The organism is Wukongibacter baidiensis (assembly GCF_050888315.1).
GTDB lineage: Bacteria > Bacillota > Clostridia > Peptostreptococcales > Caminicellaceae > Wukongibacter > Wukongibacter baidiensis.
In genome coordinates this window covers 4,642,455-4,660,557 of sequence record NZ_CP138202.1, presented here as the reverse complement: position 1 = coordinate 4,660,557, position 18,103 = coordinate 4,642,455, and the positions used below count along the sequence as shown (strand labels likewise).

The 18,103-nt window shown below is 33.5% G+C and carries 19 protein-coding genes; 4 read left to right on the top strand and 15 right to left on the bottom strand.

The window, feature by feature from the left end; translation table 11 throughout:
- Positions 1-12: 12 nt before the first annotated feature.
- The 4 genes from R9X47_RS21100 to R9X47_RS21085 form a co-directional block, all read right to left on the bottom strand.
- The gene (locus R9X47_RS21100; RefSeq protein WP_432663062.1) at positions 13-717 is read right to left on the bottom strand and encodes a TVP38/TMEM64 family protein; all 705 of its coding nucleotides are present in this window, start codon (positions 715-717) and stop codon (positions 13-15) included.
- 69 nt (positions 718-786) lie between these two features.
- Positions 787-1,761, bottom strand: a complete 975-nt coding sequence (locus tag R9X47_RS21095; RefSeq protein WP_432663061.1) for a sulfurtransferase — start codon at positions 1,759-1,761, stop codon at positions 787-789.
- A 90-nt stretch (positions 1,762-1,851) separates the two neighbouring features.
- Positions 1,852-2,625, bottom strand: a complete 774-nt coding sequence (locus R9X47_RS21090; RefSeq protein ID WP_432663060.1) for a heterodisulfide reductase-related iron-sulfur binding cluster — start codon at positions 2,623-2,625, stop codon at positions 1,852-1,854.
- A gap of 16 nt (positions 2,626-2,641) precedes the next feature.
- Positions 2,642-4,435: an FAD-dependent oxidoreductase gene (locus R9X47_RS21085; protein WP_432663059.1), complete on the bottom strand. Its 1,794-nt coding sequence runs from the start codon at positions 4,433-4,435 to the stop codon at positions 2,642-2,644.
- A gap of 273 nt (positions 4,436-4,708) precedes the next feature.
- On the opposite strand from R9X47_RS21085, the gene R9X47_RS21080 reads away from it, so the two are divergent.
- Together R9X47_RS21080 and R9X47_RS21075 are read left to right on the top strand one after the other, a co-directional pair.
- Positions 4,709-5,599 (top strand): LysR substrate-binding domain-containing protein, encoded by an 891-nt coding sequence (locus R9X47_RS21080; protein ID WP_432663058.1) that lies wholly within the window; start codon positions 4,709-4,711, stop codon positions 5,597-5,599.
- A gap of 248 nt (positions 5,600-5,847) precedes the next feature.
- A complete protein-coding gene (locus R9X47_RS21075; RefSeq protein ID WP_432663057.1) occupies positions 5,848-6,426 on the top strand; it encodes a hypothetical protein in 579 nt (192 codons plus the stop codon).
- Positions 6,427-6,574: 148 nt separating this feature from the next.
- On the opposite strand, the gene R9X47_RS21070 is transcribed toward R9X47_RS21075, so the two are convergent.
- The 10 genes from R9X47_RS21070 to R9X47_RS21025 are packed head-to-tail and all read right to left on the bottom strand — an operon-like array spanning position 6,575 to position 14,478.
- Complete coding sequence (locus R9X47_RS21070; protein WP_432663056.1) at positions 6,575-7,576, bottom strand: phosphotransferase; 1,002 nt, start codon at positions 7,574-7,576, stop codon at positions 6,575-6,577.
- The gene (locus R9X47_RS21065) at positions 7,551-8,264 is read right to left on the bottom strand and encodes a TIGR04282 family arsenosugar biosynthesis glycosyltransferase (RefSeq protein ID WP_432663055.1); all 714 of its coding nucleotides are present in this window, start codon (positions 8,262-8,264) and stop codon (positions 7,551-7,553) included. Before R9X47_RS21065 ends, R9X47_RS21070 begins: the two co-directional genes overlap by 26 nt.
- Positions 8,261-8,935, bottom strand: a complete 675-nt coding sequence (locus R9X47_RS21060) for a TIGR04283 family arsenosugar biosynthesis glycosyltransferase (protein WP_432663054.1) — start codon at positions 8,933-8,935, stop codon at positions 8,261-8,263. Before R9X47_RS21060 ends, R9X47_RS21065 begins: the two co-directional genes overlap by 4 nt.
- A gap of 21 nt (positions 8,936-8,956) precedes the next feature.
- Positions 8,957-9,991: an ABC transporter ATP-binding protein gene (locus tag R9X47_RS21055; RefSeq protein WP_432663053.1), complete on the bottom strand. Its 1,035-nt coding sequence runs from the start codon at positions 9,989-9,991 to the stop codon at positions 8,957-8,959.
- Between the two features lie 39 nt (positions 9,992-10,030).
- Positions 10,031-10,837: an ABC transporter permease gene (locus tag R9X47_RS21050; RefSeq protein ID WP_432663052.1), complete on the bottom strand. Its 807-nt coding sequence runs from the start codon at positions 10,835-10,837 to the stop codon at positions 10,031-10,033.
- A 21-nt stretch (positions 10,838-10,858) separates the two neighbouring features.
- Positions 10,859-11,722 (bottom strand): ABC transporter permease, encoded by an 864-nt coding sequence (locus R9X47_RS21045; protein WP_432663051.1) that lies wholly within the window; start codon positions 11,720-11,722, stop codon positions 10,859-10,861.
- Between the two features lie 4 nt (positions 11,723-11,726).
- Positions 11,727-12,965, bottom strand: coding sequence for an ABC transporter substrate-binding protein (locus R9X47_RS21040; protein WP_432663050.1), 1,239 nt, complete (start codon positions 12,963-12,965; stop codon positions 11,727-11,729).
- Positions 12,966-13,009: 44 nt separating this feature from the next.
- Complete coding sequence (locus R9X47_RS21035) at positions 13,010-13,528, bottom strand: YeeE/YedE thiosulfate transporter family protein (RefSeq protein ID WP_432663049.1); 519 nt, start codon at positions 13,526-13,528, stop codon at positions 13,010-13,012.
- An 11-nt stretch (positions 13,529-13,539) separates the two neighbouring features.
- Positions 13,540-13,767: a sulfurtransferase TusA family protein gene (locus R9X47_RS21030; RefSeq protein ID WP_432663048.1), complete on the bottom strand. Its 228-nt coding sequence runs from the start codon at positions 13,765-13,767 to the stop codon at positions 13,540-13,542.
- A gap of 15 nt (positions 13,768-13,782) precedes the next feature.
- Positions 13,783-14,478 (bottom strand): YeeE/YedE thiosulfate transporter family protein, encoded by a 696-nt coding sequence (locus R9X47_RS21025; protein ID WP_432663047.1) that lies wholly within the window; start codon positions 14,476-14,478, stop codon positions 13,783-13,785.
- A gap of 200 nt (positions 14,479-14,678) precedes the next feature.
- Between R9X47_RS21025 and R9X47_RS21020 the strand changes: the two genes are divergently transcribed.
- Complete coding sequence (locus R9X47_RS21020; RefSeq protein WP_432663046.1) at positions 14,679-15,554, top strand: nucleoside hydrolase; 876 nt, start codon at positions 14,679-14,681, stop codon at positions 15,552-15,554.
- 64 nt (positions 15,555-15,618) lie between these two features.
- Here the strand turns inward: R9X47_RS21020 and R9X47_RS21015 are convergent, their stop codons facing one another.
- Entirely contained in the window at positions 15,619-16,584 is a 966-nt protein-coding gene (locus R9X47_RS21015; protein WP_432663045.1) for a sulfurtransferase, read from the bottom strand.
- 339 nt (positions 16,585-16,923) lie between these two features.
- On the opposite strand from R9X47_RS21015, the gene R9X47_RS21010 reads away from it, so the two are divergent.
- Positions 16,924-17,889 (top strand): sulfurtransferase, encoded by a 966-nt coding sequence (locus tag R9X47_RS21010; RefSeq protein WP_432663044.1) that lies wholly within the window; start codon positions 16,924-16,926, stop codon positions 17,887-17,889.
- Positions 17,890-18,103: the final 214 nt, after the last annotated feature.

Sequence of the window (18,103 nt, the reverse complement as noted above, 5' to 3'; positions counted from 1 at the left end):
CCTTTGCCATGCCTATTTCAATTCATCCATATTAATGCCCTTTTTCTTCGCTATATACTTAGGAATTAAAGAAACTAAGAACAAGATTATACCTGCTGCAGCAAACTTAATTAGTAATCCTGCTGAGAATCCATTTGTTACTATCTCACCGGACATATATGCAAAGATAAATGCTCCTGGTGCCATACAAATTAACGATACTATAAAGTATGTGCTTAATTTGATCTTTGTTAATCCATATGCATAGTTTTGGAATGAGAATGGAAATACAGGAACTAAACGAGTTAGTATTAAGAAACTTGTACCGTTCTTCTCAACTCCATCATCTATCTTTTTAAACATTTGATTTTTACCTATTTTATCTTCAATCATGCTTCGTGCTACATATTTAGCCACTAAAAATGCCGCAGTTGCACCTAGTGTTGCACCTAATAACGATACAATTCCACCACGTATAGGACCAAATGCGATTCCCGCTATAATTGTAAGCATTGAACCAGGTAGCATAAATACACATGCTGCAATAAATACTAGTATGAAAACGAGATATCCCCAGATACCGAAAGATTTAAAGAATGATTGCATTGCTTCAACATCTTGAATCTTGCTTACTACCCCTGTCTTCCATGCTACAAAGAATCCTAATCCAATCACTAATACTGCTATTATCAATTTAACTAAATTACCCTTTTTCCCCTGTTCCTTTGCAGTTGACAAAAAAAACACCTCCAAAATTTAATAGGGGAGGAGAGGGGGAACCCCCACTCCATCCTATTAATCATATACTTATTTTATTTCTCCAGTTTCTAATGGTAAGTCTTTATTAAAGCTCCACTCAATCCATGATCCATCATAGTTCTTAACATTTTCATATCCTAATAAGTGATTTAAAACAAATGTTGTATGAGCTGAACGTACTCCAGATTGACAATAAGCAATTATTGTTTTGTCAGGTGTTACACCCTTTGCTTCATATAATTCCTTTAATTCTTCTAAAGTCTTAAATGTAGTATCTTCTCCATCACCTACGTTGATTGCATTTTTGTATTCGATAAATACAGATGAAGGGATTCTTCCTTTTCTAAACGCACCTGATTTTAAATCTTCGCCTGTTGATTCCTTTATAGAACGAGTATCAAGTATAATTACATTTGGATCATCTATTGCAGCTTTAACATCTTCTATTGTTGCTAATTTGCTCAAATCTAATTCGCCATCAAATTTATATTCTGTCTTAGCGATTTCTGGTTTTTCAGTAGTTGTATCAAGACCTGAAGCCTTCCATCCATTTATTCCACCATCAATTAATGCCATTTTCTTATGACCAAGCATCTCTAACTGCCACATAAATCTAGCTCCGTCATAGTCACCCTTTGCATCGTAAAGTAATACCATAGTGTCATTGTCGATACCTATTTCGCCTAATAGCTTAACAAATTTTTCTTTTGTAGCTCTCATACCACCATACTCATATTCACTGTCATCAGCACTATAGTCTGGTCTCCATAGATTTACAGCCTTAGGAATATGACCTAATAAGTATTCTGCAGATTTTCTGATATCTATAACTACTACCTTTTCCTCTGATTCAATTACTTCCTTAGCTTGAATAGCACTTATTATAACCTCTGAATTTGCATATTTGTCGTATTTAGTTTCTTGCTTTTCTAGTTCCTTTTCTGTCTTTTCCACTGGAGCGCTGCATGCAGCTAATCCAATCACCAATGTTAATGCTAAAATAATCGATAAAAACTTTTTCATGTTTTGTCCTCCCTTTTTCTTTGTTGTTAATTTTTAGTCATTGTTCCTTATATTTAAAGGGAAAGCTGTATCTTTCCCCATAAATCTTTTTTACTTTAACACCTTGTTAATATTTCTCTTCGACTTGTATCTATTTGCCCAGCTCGTAATAGGACTTCCTGGTACTTCTGGGTACTGAGATTTTGAATCCCATGGTCCGTCAAATATTAAGTCAAGTATATGAACAGTCTTTTTTCCACCTTTTACCATTGACTCTCTACACGCTGCACAGTATGCAACTACATAGTCAGATTCTATTTCTGCTGTTCTTCTTTTCATAACCCTCAAGGCTAAGTCTGGATTAGCAGGAACAACCATTCCTCCAAATCCACAACATCTTGTGTTTTCCCTAGTGTGTGGTGGTTCTTCAATCTTATATCCCAATTCCTTAATAATCCATCTTATTCCATCATGAATACTTGTTTGCTTTCTAGTTGGACATGAATCATGTATAGCAAAAACTATGTCGCTATTTTTTCCTATTCCTACTACTTCCTCTGGTAATCCTATTTGTGGTAAAAGCTCCCATAGCGATATAACCTTTTGATTAGGACTGTATTCTGACATAGTTAGGAAACATGATTGACAGGCTACTATTATTTCTTCTGCACCTACTCTGTCTACCTCATCCTGAAACTCTTTATATCTTTCCTTAAATTTATCTACCTGACCTAGTGCCTTAGTTGGTTTACCACAGCACTTTAATATAGCTCCTGTTCCAGGTAATTTGTTTTGTAAATGCTCCAATGTTTTCTTTACTGCTTCGGGATTATAGGATGGCAAACTACATCCAGGAATAAACACTCTTTTTGTTTTAGTTGTCATATTCAAATCTCCCCTCCTATTTTTTAGCTGATTTAGCCGTATTAAATAATTTTGAGAAACCTAAAGCTTGATGAACTTCTATAGCTCCATGACCTTTGATAGGAGACTTACCATCATTAGCCTTAACCATAACTTTTCTTATATCCATAAATCTATCCTTTATTGGGAATTCCTCTGGACATACTATTGTACATTGACTACACATATTACATGAATATGGTATCATCGGATCAACTTCACCGGTTTTTAAGATATTTTCAAATAAATCCTTAGGACATTCACAGTAGTCTCCAAGCATTTCACATTCTTTCATACAAAGCTTACATTCACACTTAAGACATCTAGCTGCTTCATTAACTGCATCTTCTTCTGTAAAACCTAAATCAACTTCTTCAAAGCTCTTTACTCTTACAAGTGGATTTATTTGAGTAGTTTTTACCCTTGGTAAGTCAGCCTCATCTTCCTGTAGTTCCGTCTTAAGCCAAGTCTTGTAGCTACCTTCATTTTCTCTGTCTTCTGCTAGGTCTTGACCTTTAAAATATCTGTCAACTGATATTGCAGCCTTTCTACCTTCTGCCATAGCTTCAATAGCTATCACAGCTCTACCACTTGCATCTCCAGCAACAAAAACGTTTTCTATTTTCGTTTGAAGTGTTACATCATCTACTTTGAATTTTCCACCTCTCATGGTTTCTAATTCTCCCGCTGAATCAAAGGAATTATCAACTGCTTGCCCAACGGCAAAGACAACATTATCAACTTCAAGTATTTTTTTATTGTTTTCATCAAATGAAGGGTTAAAGTTACCATCTTTATCAAATATCGATAGACATTTCTTTATTTCAAAGCCCGCTACTTTTCCATCCTTGCCTATAATATTTTCAGGACCAAATCCATCATGTAGTATAACGCCTTCTTCTTCTGCTTCTTCAACTTCCCAATCATGGGCCGGCATATTAGGCTTATCTTCTAAACATATAAGGTGTACCTCTTCTGCACCTACCCTTCTTGCACTTCTTGCAACGTCAATGGCTACATTACCACCACCAATAACTGCAATTTTCTTTCCTATATCATATTTTCTAGTTAAGCTAACCTCTCTTAAGAACTCAACTGCATTTAGTACTCCATTTGTGTCGTGTCCTGGCACAGGTATTACTACTCCTTTATGGGCTCCTACAGCAATTATTACTGCATCATAGTTTTTCTTTAGTTCCTCAAAGGATATATCTACACCAACATCTACACCCATCTTGAACTTAACTCCCATATCTTCAAGAAGGCTATATTCATGATCTATAATGTTTCTTGGTAATCTATACTCAGGTATACCTACCCTCATCATTCCTCCTACAACAGGAAGCCTTTCATATACAGTTACATCGTATCCTTTTCTTCTTAGATCTAAAGCAGCTTGAGCTCCAGCAGGTCCCGCACCTATTATTGCCACTTTTTGAGCCTTCTCTGCTTCTATATTTAAATTCCAATCATCTTTATTATCATAATTATCAGCAGCAAATCTTTTTAAAGTTGCAATTGCCATTGGCTGCCTAAAAGCTTCTTCTCTCTTACATTCCTCTTCACAGGGATGTGCACAGATTCTCCCTAAAGTTGCTGGCAAGAAAAGCTTTTCTCTGATTACTTTAATGGCGTCCTTATGCTTACCTTCAGCAATTAAATTTACATATCCCTTTACATCCGTATGCATTGGACATGTAGCTTCACAATACGGTGGTGCATCTCCCATACAGTCATCCACAATGCTCTGCATTTTATCCATAACTTCCTTTGGATAAGTGATTTTTCCCATATTTTTGCCTCCTTCTTTTTCGTGAAAGCTTGTTTTTGAAAAAACAATCTTTGTTAAAAACTCTACAATTCTTTATTTAATTATAATATATTTATGGATAAACTTTTAATAAGTATTGTTTATGATGCATAATAATCACTTATCACCTTATCATTCGACAAAATTCGACGTTTCATTTTAATTATACCTCATTTTTGATATAAAAGTAACGATGTTTGCTTTTTTGTATGGTATAATATAATAAAAAAAATATAAATAAGACAGGTGGGTTATATGAATATACAATATTTAAAAGCTTTTTATGTTACTGTAAAGGCTAATAGCATTTCTAAAGCCGCAAAAATTCTACATTTGACACAGCCTGGACTTAGCATGCAGATACAATCATTGGAAAAAGAACTTCAAGTTAATCTACTAAACAGAAGTAACAAGGGTGTTGAACTTACTGAGGGTGGGAAGGTCGTTTTTGATTACGCAACCACTATTTTATCATTGCAAGAAAATATTGAAAGGGACTTATCAAATTTAAAATCTGATAAAAAGCATCTTCTAATTGGCTCATGTAAAGCTGTAGGTGAATATGCTCTGCCTTGCAGTATATACATGTATAAGCAAAATAATAAAGATGTAGATATAAATTTAGAAATTAGTAATACAAATGAAGTTGTTACTGATCTTGTCAGCAGAACTATAAATGTAGGAATATTCCATGGTTATGACAGTAATAAAGACCTAACAATACAAAAAGTAACCTCCGATAGATTATTATTAGTCACCTCTTTGCCTTTAGTTAAGGATAAGATTTCTATAAAGGAGTTGATACGTTTGCCACTAATATTTAGGGAAAGTGGTTCGGGTACAAGAGAGACTATTTTAAAGGCCTTAAAGGATCATGATATAAAGGCTGAGGACCTCAATATTATCTATGAGCTTAACTCCATGGAAGCTATAAAGACTTCTGTAATTGCAGGTAAGGGGATATCTTTCATTCCTGAATTAACAATTAAGAGAGAGCTTAAGGATGGAGTCTTGAAGCATATTGAAGTAGAAGGGCTAGAAATTTTTAGTGAATTTTATATTGGCTATAGAAAAGACCATAGTCTAAGTCCATTTGAAACAGATTTTATTAGCTTTGTAAAATCTTCTAAGCGTGGATTCTGTTAGATTTGGTTCGAAGTTGTAAGCTATACTAAATTATTATAGACATTAGTTAAGAAGGGGCTAACTCATGAAGCTATTCATGGGTTAGCCCCTCATTATCTTGAAATGAATGATTTTAAGCAAGATAGATTAGGCCTTTGCCTAGAGTTAAAATCTTAATAGTTTATTACATTATAAATTAAACTAACAATATATGGTATAATTTTTCTTGTACAGTAAGTGTAAGTAAAGACTTGCCTAGGAGGACCATCATGACTAAAAAATTATTGAATTTCTTCAAGTTGCCAAAAATATTTTATATTGGGCTAATTCCTATTATATATTCAGCCGTTCATACGGGGATTTATGAAGCCAATAACAATGCCATAATGAAATACACTATAGAAAATCATTCCCGTCTAAAAAAGTTTATACCTAATGTCTCATTAGGTATCAGGCAAGGTATTTTATTGTTTCTAATTCTGACTATAGTTTGGATTTTCCTTATAAAGTGGTTTTCTGTTTTTAATAAGGATAGGATTTTTATTAAAAGATTCTTTTCATTAGGTGAAATATCTGTAGATAATATTATTACAAAGCTTTTCTATATAGGTCTTATTCCGTTAGCCCTTTGGGCCTATAATATTTATAATGTATACTCCATAGCTATTTCCCTAAGACTTATTAGATATAGTAATCACTATGCTCGTTTGTTTATTTCAATTGCTTCATATATTATCACTCTTGTTATCGGTCTTGCTTTCTGGAAAATTGTATGTGAATTATTGCTAGTTATATTCCGCTGTCTTGAGGCTTATTATGAGTCAAAGAAAAGAGATCTAAAAGGATAATTATACAATTTGAGATTTTAAAAGACTAAAAAAACTAAGTACATCATTAGAAACTTCAAACTGTCAAACAAAGTAAAATTATTTAAGAGAATCCACGAAAGCAAAAAAGGAGGAAGATTACATAATCTTCCTCCTTTAAACAGCTAATTTACATATACCCCTTAAGTAAGTTCTTCATAAAATCTATATCTAGATATTCTTCTATTTTCTTAAATGTATCCATGTTTCTTATATCCTTGTTTGGATTTTGATATTCAAGCCATGCATATGCGCACCAGGATAGAGCCCTTAGATAGAGGTATGGATTGTAGAGATGCACCCTCTCTCTAATATTTTTATCTCCCCCCTCAAGATTATCAACATATGATTTAAAAAAATCATCCTGCTCTTTCTTTGAAAGTATATAATTAGCCTTCCAAAGTGTTGTAGTTGGAGCCAAGAATTGAGTTATATCTTGACAGGGGTCACTAATAACAGGCTTTTCCCAATCTATTAAATAGCTATTCTTATTCCCAATAATAAAGTTGTGAGAATTAACTTCAGTATTGTTAATAACATGCCATTTATTTTCAACGAAATACCTCTCTCTGTTTTTATTTTCCTCTGTCCATTCTAGGAATCTATAGAAGAAGTCCTTTAACTTCTTATCTACTATAGGTGATTTTAAGTAATCCTTTAAAAGTCTCTGCCCTTCTAAAATTCTATCACTGCATATCTTTTCTTCAATAATAAAATCATTATCAATAGCACCTACGTCAATAGAGTGGATCTTACCAAATATTTTACCGGCTTTCTCCATATCACTCTGGTACTCTAAAGGTCTCCCATCTAAAAATTCCATTATTAGAATGCCATAATCAAAGTATTCTTTAGTGTCATCGACAAAATAGACCCTTGGAGTAACGCCGCTTATTTCAAGACTTTTAATGGCATTATACTCATATCTAATTTGATTATCTAGTTCTAATTGACTTCCGGTATTAACTCTGAAAACATACTTTATCTTTTCATCATCAATAGTAAAGTTTATATTATACTCTCCTTGAGCTAAAAAATCTACTTCAAAACTTCTATCCATTTTTAAATGTACATATACTTCTTTCTCTATAATATAATTTTTAATTTTATCCTTTAGAGTATTCTTTAGCATAATCCTTATCACTCCATAGATTATTTAAGTAGTTTATTGTATTATATGGTACAACATTAAAGTTATCTTCGCAATCTTCAATCTTCTTCATGAAAGAAAATAAATCCTCTTTAGTATCAATATCAGTATGCTTATTTGCCAGTCCTACCTTTAAGTTTAAACCATTTGCAATATCTATAGTCCCCTCAAGAACCGACTTATTTCCCCATTTCACCTTATCTTCAAATATCTCTGGACAGACCTTATTCATACCAACAAGGTAGTATCCTCCATCAGTAGTTGGAGCTAAAACAATATCCGAGTCATCTAAGATCTCAAACGCATCTCTAATATCATCTGGTTGAATATCTGGTATGTCAGCTCCCATAAGAGCTACTTGGCTATACTCTTTTTGGAGAAGGTAGTCAAACCCGTTTAACATTTTTTCTCCAAGATCCTTACCATTCTGAGGAAAACATTTAATATAATCTGGTATAATATCTTTTATTAGTCCAAAGGGATTTTCAGGAGTATAAGTTAGATATATGTCAATATCATTCTTTATATATTCGAATAAATTAAATAAGTCCAGTAAAAAACATTTATGAAGACTTGCACATTCTTCTCCAGATAATATCTTCATAAGCCTGGTTTTTGTTCTTCCAGGTACAGGCACCCTGGTCATTAGAATTAAAGCCCTCTTCATCATCTAGCCTCCCTATATATTTCCTTTAGCTTAGAAGAAGATACCCCTAACATATATAAGAGTTTTATTTTATGCATAAGTAATAGTGTTTTAAGCTGTCCTCCACTTTGAAATCTCCTTGCAGAAGTACCTATAGGAGTTTTCACAATTTTAACCTTTCCTGTCCGGTGAAGTTTTTTTGATAATTCCCAATCCTCCATAAGCTCTATATCAAGATATCCGCCTAATCCATGGAAGACATCCTTCTTTATAAAAATCCCTTGATCTCCAAAGATCAAGCCTAAAAATCTTGCCCTTAAATTAGATGTGTTAGCTACAAAATTCATAAATGAGGTTCTATAATCATAAAACTCTAAGGAAAATCCTCCTCCAACATAACCTTTCCCTATAGCATTGTTAATGCTCACTAAGGAATCTTTATGGATTTTCGAGTCTGAATGTACAAACCACAATATATCTCCTAAGGCTTCTTTGGCCCCAAAGTTCATTTGCCTTGATCTACCCTTTTCACTGTGGATAACCTTGGCAAACCTAGAGGCTTTATCCACAGTTCCATCGGTACTTCCACCGTCAACAACGATTATTTCCTTTTCCCCCTTAAGGGAGCTAAGGTCCATTAATAAATTTTCAATTCCTTTTTCTTCGTTTAGAACTGGAACTATTATAGATATCATATTAAGCACCTCAGTTATTTGTTAATACTCTACATCCTCAAAAAACACAATTCTATCAAAATCTATTTCTAACCATACCTTCTGGTCTATTTCAAACACCTGCTTTGAACTTACCACACATCTAAGCTGTGTATCACCTACCGACAGTGTATAGTATACCTTGTCTCCAGCGTATCTTTTAGAAACAATCTTAACCCAAAAGCCCTGGTTCTTTTCACGATCATATACTTCCATTTCTTCGGGTTTTATCATAGCTATGACCCTTGTATATTTACTAAAATTAGTCTTAAATTCCCCAAGCTTACACTTGAAAAAACCATTTTTTATTTCGCCTTTTAAATAGTTTTTTTCACCAAAGAAATCGGCAACTACTTTAGAATTCGGAGTTTCATAAATATCTTGGGGACTTCCAAACTGTTTTATCTCACCATCGAGCATTACAGCTATCTTGTCAGAAGCCATCAAAGCCTCTTCCTTGTCATGAGTCACCAGTATTGTAGTTATCCCCATCTTCTTCTGTAGATCACAAACAAAACTTCTCATAGATTCTCTGAGCCTAGTATCAAGATTTGAAAATGGTTCATCTAATAAAAGCACCTTAGGCTCAATTGCTAAGGCCCTGGCTATGGCAACTCTCTGTCTTTGACCACCAGAAAGTTCACTTGGATATTTTTTTTCATGTCCTTCTAATTGAACAAGCTGAGTCATTTCCTTTACCTTGGCTATCCGCTTACTTTTTTTAACCTTTGCCATTTTAAGACCAAATGCTATATTTTCCTCAACAGTCATATGTGGAAATAAAAGATAGTCTTGAAAGACGATTACCGCTCCTCTTTTTTCCACAGGAATATTAACAATTGATTTCCCACCAAAAAAAATATCTCCACAATCCGGTGAAAAAAGTCCAGCAATAATCTTCAAGGTTGTAGTTTTTCCACATCCCGATGGTCCCAATAAAGAAACCATCTCTCCTTCATTTACTATAAGATCTATATTTTTTAAAACTTCTTTATTTTCAAAGGTCTTGGATAGATTTTTTAGTTCTATTTTATACATTCTGTATTCTCCTAGTCTAAACTGCTAGCTATTAACTAATTACATAAAAAAGTGATTTTCTCCCTTATAATAGGTTTTAATTACTTTTTCCATTATCAAAAGAATAAATAAAGTTGTTATTATGAATATTATGCTGTAGGCCGAAGCCATCATTCTATCCCCACTTTGGATATATGGGAACATAAGCATTGAAAATGTTACTACTCTCCCACCGCCAATTAAAAAAGTCAAAAAATATTGGCTGAAGGAAACTATAAACACTAGACTTCCAGCAGATAACAATCCAGGAGCAATCAAAGGCAGTGTTACTCTAAAAAAAGTTTGCAAGGAACTTGCCCCTAGTACCCTAGCCTGCATCTCCATGGATTCTCCCACTATTTCAAAAACATTCGTCAATATCCTTATAGCATAGGGTGTACATGGTATTAAATGAACTAATAGCACCCCAATCAAAGTATTTGCTAGTCCAAGCTTCATAAAAACAACATGTATTCCCATGGCAACCACAACGGTTGGAACAATTATTGGAGCTAGAACTAATATTTTAAAAAGGCCTTTACCTCTAAAATTATATACACCTAACGCCTTAGCAGCAGGTATACTTATTAAAAGTGTAGTAATAGTCACTACACTAGATAAACATACGCTAAAGCAAAGTACCCTTAAGGACTTTTTGGAAGGGTCCAATATATATTTAAAACCTCTAATACCATAATCCTTTGGAATCAGATTTGGCCAAGGCCAAATTTTAACAAAACTCCATATCCCTAAAACGATCAAAGGGAAAATTAATAAAAATATAAGACCATACATTATAACTTTAAAACCGTAGCTGTTTCTTTTCATTTATTTCTCCTTTAAGTAGGTTTAACTATTAAACTTCGAAATCAATTTAAAGGTTTTGCTATATAACCATACCAGAATTATTGAATAAAAGGTTAGAATCATGTTTATAACCATAGTATATGGCCTATGGGCTAAATTAGGGTTTGTATATTCAATATAGGCTTGTACCGGTAAGGTTTTTGGACTGGTAGGTCCTAATAAATAGGGAACTTCAAATGCCCCAAAGGAAAAAGCAAAAATAATTATATACGATGACAAAATACTAGGCATAATCAAAGGTAATAAAATTTTCCAAAAAACCTGTCTTCTATTAGCTCCTAGATTTAAAGCAGCGTCTGATAATTTATCACTTATATTACTTAGTACAGTATATACTACCATAGCAATAAAAGGTACTTCCTTCCAAATATAAGTGACTATAATACCTATACCACTTCTATCAAATATTAAAGAAGGAAATTGATTCTGCTCTCCTATGAATCCTAAAAAGTATAATAATCTTGCCAAAACCCCACTTTGAGCCAGTATATTATATACGAGCAAGGCGGCTATAGAGTGGGGTATAATTATAGGCAATTTATAAATTATTTCTTCAATTCCTTTTCTATGTTTACTTTGTAAAATAGAATAAGCAAGTAGCACCCCAATGACAACCGCCAATATCGAAGACATAAATGAAGTATATAGGCTAAACTTAAGTGAGCTTAAAAAACTACTATCTTTTAAAACCTCAAAATAATATTTTAATGTAAAATCATTAAGTCCTATAACGGGAAAATAGCCTAAGCTCTGAAAAAATCCTATTACAAGCCCCATAGCAAATATTCCTAGGACTATTAGCGTAACAGGGGCAAGCATTATATAAGGCTTTAGTTTCTTTAACAACGTTTTACTCATCCTCTACTGCAATATTTTCCTGCCATATTTCTTCGATTATAGGTACTAAATTAGCTGGCATTTCTGGAACTCTATGCTCTAACAATATTTTTTGAGGCAGTGTTCCCTTCCCAAGCTTTATATTCTCAAAGACTTTCTTTTCTTCTTCATTAAATTTAGTGTTATCTAGGACTGGTAAGTCACCCCAGTTTTCTGGATCATATTTTGAACTTTGAGCATCAACACTCAAAATGAAGTCTATAACGGCTAAGGCGCCGGCTTTGTTTGGAGCATTATATGGTATCGTTAAAAAGTGTGTGTTTCCAATTGTTCCTTTATCAAATATAGCATTATTGCTTGTCTCTGGAAACTCTCCAGTTGCGATTTTACCGGCTACATGATTAGGGTTATAGCTCATTGTCATGAAAACCTCATTATCGGCAAACATATTGTCTAATTGAGCGCTAGTAGCAGGATAAGTCTTCCCCTCTTTCCATAAATAAGGCTTTATCTCCTTTAGAAACTCAATTGCAGGTTCTATTTCTGCTGCTATCTTTTCCTTATCGGCTTCCATATCTATAAACTTTTCATATCCTACAAAATCATATATTATATTTCTAACGAATGCGCTTCCTGTAAAATCAGGAGGTGCTGGGTAAGTAAATTTACCAGGATTATTTTTAACCATCTCTAAAAGAGCTTCATGGCTATTAGGAGCTTTATCTAATCTTGCTTTATCATATATCATAACAAATTGTGCTTTTCCATAGGGTGCTTCATAACCATCTACTGAAAAACCAAAATCGTATTTTACTTCGGGAGAATCCTTATCGATATACTTGTCGAAATTAGGTAATTTATTTGTAAATGAACCTAGTAATAAGTCATTGGTTTTAGCTGTATAAAAATTTTCACCGTTTATCCAAACTATATCAATAGTACCTTCCTTTGCGTTTATCTGTTTTTCACCTAGCAATTTGTTCAAGATGTCATCAATATTCATTGGAACTCTATTTAAGGTTATGTCATATTCTTCTTTAAGAATTTTCGTAACATAACTATCTAGCCAGTCATTTATTTTCTGACTCCCTCCCCAGCCGTAGAAGTTAACCGTAGTACCTTTAGAACTTTCTAATATACTTTCCCAGTCCTTTTCTAAAACATTTTCTTCTACCTTTTCTGATTCTTTGCCACATGCAGCTAAATTTAGAACTAATATTAATGAAAATACAACGGTTAGTATTTTTTTCACTGCGTTACCTCCTTATGTTTAATCTAATAAATAGTACATATTATCTAAAGCAAAAACTTAAATAACAACTTACAACCAATCCATGCTCCTATGAACATAAACAGTGCATATACCCATCCATGCAGAGAAAAAGATGGAATAGCACTAAAATATGCACCAATATTGCAGCCAAAGCTCAGTCTACTGCCATATCCCATTAATACCCCACCGAGTAATCCAAATAACAATTGTTTTCTGTTTTTTATTTTCTTCCATTTAAATTCCGATGCCAATAATGCCGCTATTAAGGCTCCAAATATTACCGCAAGATTTAATACTGTATATTCATTATTAAAAAAAGTTTGTCCATTATTTAAGTTATTTCCATATACACTGAAATAATACCAGTTTGAATGATCAAATCCTATAGCTTCTAATATCCCCATTCCCCAATATAGGAATCCCGTTGTAATCCTCCATGGTTTTCCTGAAGATAGAAATAAAGATATATTAAGTAAGGCTAGAGCTACCCCTCCGACTACATAAGGCCAAGGTTTTTTAATTACTTTTTTCCAAAGTCTCATTTAATCACCCTTCATTGTCTTTTCTCAATATATATTTCCCATTCACCATCATCGATCTCAGCATAATCTACTTCATGACCTTGTTTTTTAGCCCAATCAATAACATTGGTTATTGAGCAGCTGTGGTCTGTTTCCATTATTAGCACATCCCCTATCTTCATCTTCTTCAGCTTTTTAAGGGCCTTAAGAAGTGGTATAGGACACGCTTCATACATGCAGTCGATTCTTACCTCTGCCATCTAAAAACCTCCAAATCACATTGACATCATACTATTGTTCTTTTCATATCTATGAACTATATAATAAAGTATAGTTAGCACTACAACTTGAATTGCTACCGAAAAATGAAAGCCAATATACTGTGGTAAGTATATTGTAGGAGACTTTCTTATAAATAACCTGTCCCAAAATTCAAAGTGATTTGCACCTAAAAGTGTTCCGATTATAAATCCAAGAAGAACTACAAGTTGTAGCTTAAACCCCTCTCCAATTCTCATAAGGGTCCCACTAGCACATCCACCGGCTATAACCATACCTATTCCAAATATGATTGCACCTAATGCCGTATGAATTCCCACTGGCTCAATTTGACCTGGAACATTTTCAAAACTAATAATACCATTGCCTCCAACAGCTGAATACTGAATAGCTGCGAATCCAATTGTAGATATAATAGTTGCTATAATAACAGCCTTTAAAATAGATGCACTTCCTACCATTATTGGATCCCTGAAACTTGCTGCAAAACAAAATCTAGATTTTTGTAGAGTAAAACCTATTAAGAGTCCTAAAATCCAGATCATACTATGCACAAAGTTATTCTTTAAAAAAAACAAATATATGAGACCTGCTATTCCAGTAAAAATAACACCATAAATCATTTGATTTTTTTTACTTTTCCGCTTTAGTTGTCTTTTGGCTTTTAATTCTTGTATTTTACTTGAAGACAATTGCTTCACTCCCTCAAAGGATGAACTAGTATGTTAAATTCTAGTCAATCCATAATATATATTATATAGTATAAAAAAAACATTTCATATTTAGAATGTTTATATAGAATAACTAAATATTATATATCCTATATTTATATTCTAACAGCTTCTATGTTAAAATGAAACTGATTAATAATTTTATAACAAGGTGGTATAAAATGCATAAAATACTATTTGATTGTGATAATACAATGGGTGTAAAAAACTGTGATGTTGATGATGGCTTAACACTGCTGTATCTACTTGGAAGACAAGACATTGATCTTATAGGTGTTACCACTACATTTGGCAATAGTCAAATTGACATTGTTTACAATAACACCGAGAAAATGTTTAATGAACTAAATATTAACAACGTCCCTCTACTTAAAGGGGCTCCTTCCCATGAAAATAGGCAGAGTGAAGCTTCTGAGTATCTGGCAAAGATTGCTCAGGAACAACCTGGAGAAGTTACCCTTCTTGCCACGGGCTCATTAACAAATCTACTAGGAGCATATGAGATTGATAATAATTTCTTTAACAATCTCAAGGAGATAGTCTTAATGGGAGGCATTACTGAACCCCTAATAATTAATGGGAAAAATCTAGACGAATTGAATTTTTCCTGTGACCCAGAGGCGTGTTTTAAAGTCTTGAGTTCCGATACGAAAGTTACAGTATTAACAGGTCATATATGCCTGCAAGCTGTTTTCGGTGAAGCAGAATACAAAAGATTGATGGAAAATGAATCAATCAAAATCTATCAATATATAAAAGAAAAAACCATAGATTGGTTTGAATTTGTTATGAAGGAATTTGGTATAAAGGGCTTCTATAACTGGGATATTGTTGCAGCTCTTTATATAACTCATCCCGATTTATTTGATGAAAATATTGAGAGAGTTCTATCTACTCCAGAAGATCTGAAGAAGGGGTATCTAAAAATAGATGATTCTGATGGTAGAAGCTATGATGTAAATATTCCTACTAAGATTTTAGACATTGATAAATTTAACAATATTATTTTTGATTCTTGGAAAAGAGTAGATATGTAGATATAATAAAAAAAGGTTAAGTCATTATTAGATGACTTAACCTCTTTTTTTTATTTCTTAAGTACTATTTTTCTATTTTTTCACCGCTTTTTGAGTACTCTAGCCATGATCCATCATAATTTCTAAGGTTCTCATATCCTAATAATTCTGTTAGTGCAAATAAACTGTGAGCTGCTCTAACTGCACTCTTACAATGTGGCATTATTGCTGTTTTATCAGCTGTTATACCAGCTTCTTCATACATTTTCTTTAACTCATCATAGCTCTTGTATGTTCCATCTTCATTTAAAGCCTTTGTCCATTCAATCCAAACTGCACCAGGAACATGCCCATCTTTATATTCCTTCTCTGAACGAGTATCTAATACAACATATGACTTATCTTCAAAGCTCTTCTTTACCATATCTAAATCAGCAATTAGATTTTCGTTAGCATCCATTGCTGTATATGTTACTGCCTCAGGCTTTGCAGCAGAACCTTCTGTTTCAAATCCAGCTGATTCCCAAGCCGTTAAGCCGCCATTTAATAATCTTACATCCTTATGTCCATATACCTTCATTACCCACCAAAGACGTGCAGCCCAAAGCTCTTTATCTGCATCATAGATAACTACGGTATCTTCATTTGTTATACCAGCTTCTCCTAAAACCTTTTCGATTTTTTCCTTAGGTGCTATCATACCCTTTACACCATTTACTGTAGCAGCCACATCTCCTCTAGCTACTTTTATAGCACCAGGTATGTACCCTCCTGGTAGTTTTGCATCTCTAAAATCTACTACTTTAACTTCGCCTTTATCCATCATTTCCTTTAACTGCTCAGCTGATACTAAACTTTCTGGCTTTGCGTATCCTACTTCTTCCTTCGTCTCCTCAGCTTGCTCCTGTGTAGCCTCTTCCTGTTTTGGTTCTTCTTGCTTAGGCTCCTCTTGTACTGCAGCCTTTTCTTCAACTGTAGCAGTACATCCAACAGCCCCCAGAATCAGACCTAAAACAAGAAATAATACTACTAGATGTTTTGCTTTAAACATAATAATCATCCTCCCCTTTTTTGTCATTGCAAATGTTTTCCAAATGCTTAAATTATGTGTAAATTTGTTAAATTATTATCTACAATTATAAACTAATATAGTTAAATTAGAAGTGTCTATACTAAAGTGTTATAAACATAAATAATACTTATAACAAGAAAATGAACGACTTTCTTATTTATAAAAATAAGTAAAAGTCAATAATTATAAATTGTTATTATAGCTATAATTTATAATTATAGAATCTTGTATTTATATGCAATTGTGGTAATATAGTTCTGCTGGATAAATTATTAACAATCAATCCAGTTATGTTTTATGACAGAAGGAGGAGACACAATGTTTAAATTTAATGGAAGATTTTTAATTGCATCTTTATTAGTAATTACATTAATTGCTAGTATGGCTGGATGCGCTACAAAAGAAGTTGCTGAGCCTAAGCCTGCACAAGAGGAACCTGCTAAGGAAGAAGCTACTAAAGAAGAGACTAGTGAGAATTCAAGTGAGCAAACTGAGGCTGAAGAAGCATATGCTCATCCAGAAAGTCTAATTTCAGTAGAAGAATTAAAGGAAATGATGAATGATGAAAATGTTGTAGTTGCTGGTGTAATGGTAAAGGGTAAGCACATACCTGGTTCTGTAAATCTTAAGGAAGAAGATTTTAATGGAGAAATAGCAGGTATTCCTGATATGAGACCTACTCCAGAAAACTGGACAGCTGCATTATCAAAGTATGGTATTGATAACGATGATACAATTGTTCTTTATGATGCTAAAAACATGCTTTTATCAGCACGTGTTTGGTGGGTACTTAAGTATTACAACCATGAAAATGTTAAGATCTTAAATGGTGGTATAGAAGCATGGAAAAATGCTGGTTTCGACACTGAGTCATCTCCAGCAGAAAGAGAAGCATCAAGCTACGAGATCAAAGGAGAGAACGAAAATGTTCTTGCCACTTTAGATGCTATAAAGACAAGCTACGATAATGAGAACATAGTTCCTCTAGATACACGTTCAGAAAAGGAATGGAAAAAAGGACACGTTCCAAGTGCTGTTTGGATCGAGTGGACAAACGCTGTAAATGAAGATGGTACATTTAAGAATGTAAGTGAGCTTAAGGCTTTATACGAAGAACAAGGAATTACTGCTGATAAAGAATTAATAATGCCTTACTGCTTAGGTGGTTGGAGAGCTGCTCACTCTATGTTTGTTTTAACTGAACTACTTGGTTATGAAAATGTTAAGAACTACGATGGTTCTTGGGCTGAGTTTGGAAAATCAGGTGAAACTATAGAAAAGTAAATGATTTAGTGATAAAAATGCAATGGATTACTTAAGTAATCCATTGCATTTTCTATTTATATTCTTATTTGGTTCTATGGATATAACTTCTAAGAGGAAATAAATGAAAAAGAACGTAAAAGCCATGAAAATTTTGAGAAAGCTAAGCTTCGTTCCATGAAAAAATCTTAAATCATGAAAACTCGCTACGCTCAAACAATCATGATTCTTCACA